The sequence below is a fragment of the Pseudomonas sp. FW305-3-2-15-C-LB1 genome (genome assembly GCF_058787615.1).
Genome location: NZ_JBYSZX010000039.1, coordinates 1 through 2,190, shown reverse-complemented (window position 1 = coordinate 2,190; position 2,190 = coordinate 1). Strand labels below are relative to the sequence as shown.

Here is a 2,190-nt window from a genome sequence, read left to right as displayed (position 1 = left end):
TGTGGTGAGTAGGTTCTCCGGTGGAGATCGTGCGTGAGTTCAGCCGATCTGCAAATCCGACTTTTTCAACAGAATCGACCCTTTACGGCCGTTGAAGTAGGCAATCGCCTGGCTTACATTCGCTTAAAACCCGGGTTAAATTATTTAAACCCTATCATTTATGCATGCGCTATCGACTCGATAGAAATTCTATTGTGTTGTCTCGTTCAGCTGTTGATTACTATCAAAAAACCAGCCTCCGCCTTAAAAAAGGTCATTTATCAGGACAATAAAATAAAAATTATAGTTATGGTTTTTTCTTCCGACACAGTACTCGCACCAAGCCTGATTGGATAACCAATTAATAATTATTGAGAGTCTTATGGACGCATTACGTAGAACCAAGCTTTCCTCGCGACTGATTTCTGCTTTTTTAGTGTGCGCAATGATCACCTTAGGAGTGGGATTCTTAGGGTATTCAGGTATCACTAAACAAAAAGATGCAATAGAAGGCATTGTAAGCAATAATTTAATTTCTGTTTATAATACAGCTAATGCCCGCGCAAGTGTTTTTTCGTACTCCAGATCTTTACACGCTGCTCTACTCTACAAGTACGCAAAAGAAGATCTTAAATTTGACACTGCTGTTCAATCCATGTCTGAAAACGAGAAAGAGGCTGACCGACTTTTCAAGGAGTACCGACAAACTCCTCTCGCTGATGACGAGCGTGCGGCAGGTGATCAGTTCGAAAAAAACTGGCCAGCCTATTTGCAGGATGCACGCACAGTGATCGAATTAGCTAAGGCAGGTAATATTGATGGCGCTACCAAGATTTTCCAGGAGAAAGTCTCGCCGGCATTCAAGGGAGTAAGTGATAATCTTCAAGTTATTGTTGCTTCCAACTATCGCCAAAGCGGTGAGGTAGCAGATGCAGCAAAGGCCGAGACAAAGAGTGCTTACTGGATATTGGGTATAGGTGTAATAATTGCTTTCCTAGCAGCCATCGCTTTGGGACTGATTATCACACGTTCAATCACTCTTCCTCTATCCATCGCGTTGCGAAGCGCTGAGGAAGTGGCTGATGGTGACCTTTCTAAACACATTGTAATCAGTGGACGAGATGAAGTCGGTGTACTGCTGAGCGCACTCGATAAAATGCAGAATAACTTACGAACTACGGTAAGCGAAATTGGCAGCGCTGCTGACCAATTGGCCTCTGCATCTGAAGAGTTAAACGCGGTTACTGAAGAAAGCTCACGCGGCCTGACGCGGCAGAATGATGAGATTCAGCAAGCTGCGACGGCGGTGAACGAAATGACTGCAGCCGTGGATGAAGTCGCCAGAAATGCGGCGGGTGCCTCTGAAGCCTCAGAGCAAGCCAGCCGCAATGCTGTAGAAGGTCGTGATCAGGTACGCAGAGCTGTTAATTCAGTTGGATTGATGGCGGATGAGATTTCAAATTCAACTGCCAAAGTTGAGGTGCTTGCCACCCGCATCAACGAGATCACTAAAGTTCTTGATGTGATCAGAGCCATTGCCGAGCAGACTAACCTCTTGGCCTTGAACGCAGCCATTGAAGCGGCCAGGGCGGGCGAGCAAGGGCGTGGGTTCGCTGTTGTAGCGGATGAGGTGCGCGCTCTTGCCCATAGGACCCAAGCATCGACGGCGGACATTGAATCGATGATGCAACAGGTGCGCTCTGGAGCTGATGAAGCCGTCTTCGCGATGAATAAAAGTAAAGAGCTGGCAGCCGATACGCGGGCGCAGTCCGTGGAGGCTGGCCAGGCTCTTGAACGAATCACCGAGGGTGTTTCAACCATCAGTGAAAGGAACCTCGTGATCGCAAGTGCCGCTGAAGAACAGGCTCAGGTTGCACGTGAGGTTGATCGTAACCTGATAAACATTCAGGACCTTTCAACACAAACAGCGGCCGGAGCACATCAAACCAATGCTTCAAGCTACGAATTGTCGCGCTTGGCCACATCCTTTGGCGTGTTGATTAGTCGATTTAAAGTTTGAGTAATGAACGGTCCTTTCTGTTCCGCTCATACTCGTCTCGGATAAGCCCCACTAACCGGCAAATTGCTGCCTGTCGTAAAGGGCCGGTAGCGGTTGCTTGCATACGTCCGCTTATGGCCGATTCTGTTGAAAAAGTCGGATTTGCAGATCGGCTGAACTCACGCACGATCTCCACCGGAGAACCTACTCAC

The 2,190-nt window shown here is 47.9% G+C and carries 1 protein-coding gene and 1 pseudogene; both read left to right on the top strand.

Annotation, left to right across the window (positions count from 1 at the left end; translation table 11 throughout):
* Positions 1–361 precede the first annotated feature (361 nt).
* A pseudogene (locus tag AC3WP7_RS30005) lies at positions 362–1,144 on the top strand (MCP four helix bundle domain-containing protein); the annotation flags it as partial.
* The gene (locus AC3WP7_RS30000) at positions 1,136–1,999 is read left to right on the top strand and encodes a methyl-accepting chemotaxis protein (protein ID WP_371322058.1); all 864 of its coding nucleotides are present in this window, start codon (positions 1,136–1,138) and stop codon (positions 1,997–1,999) included. The pseudogene AC3WP7_RS30005 and the gene AC3WP7_RS30000, both read left to right, overlap by 9 nt.
* Positions 2,000–2,190 lie beyond the last annotated feature (191 nt).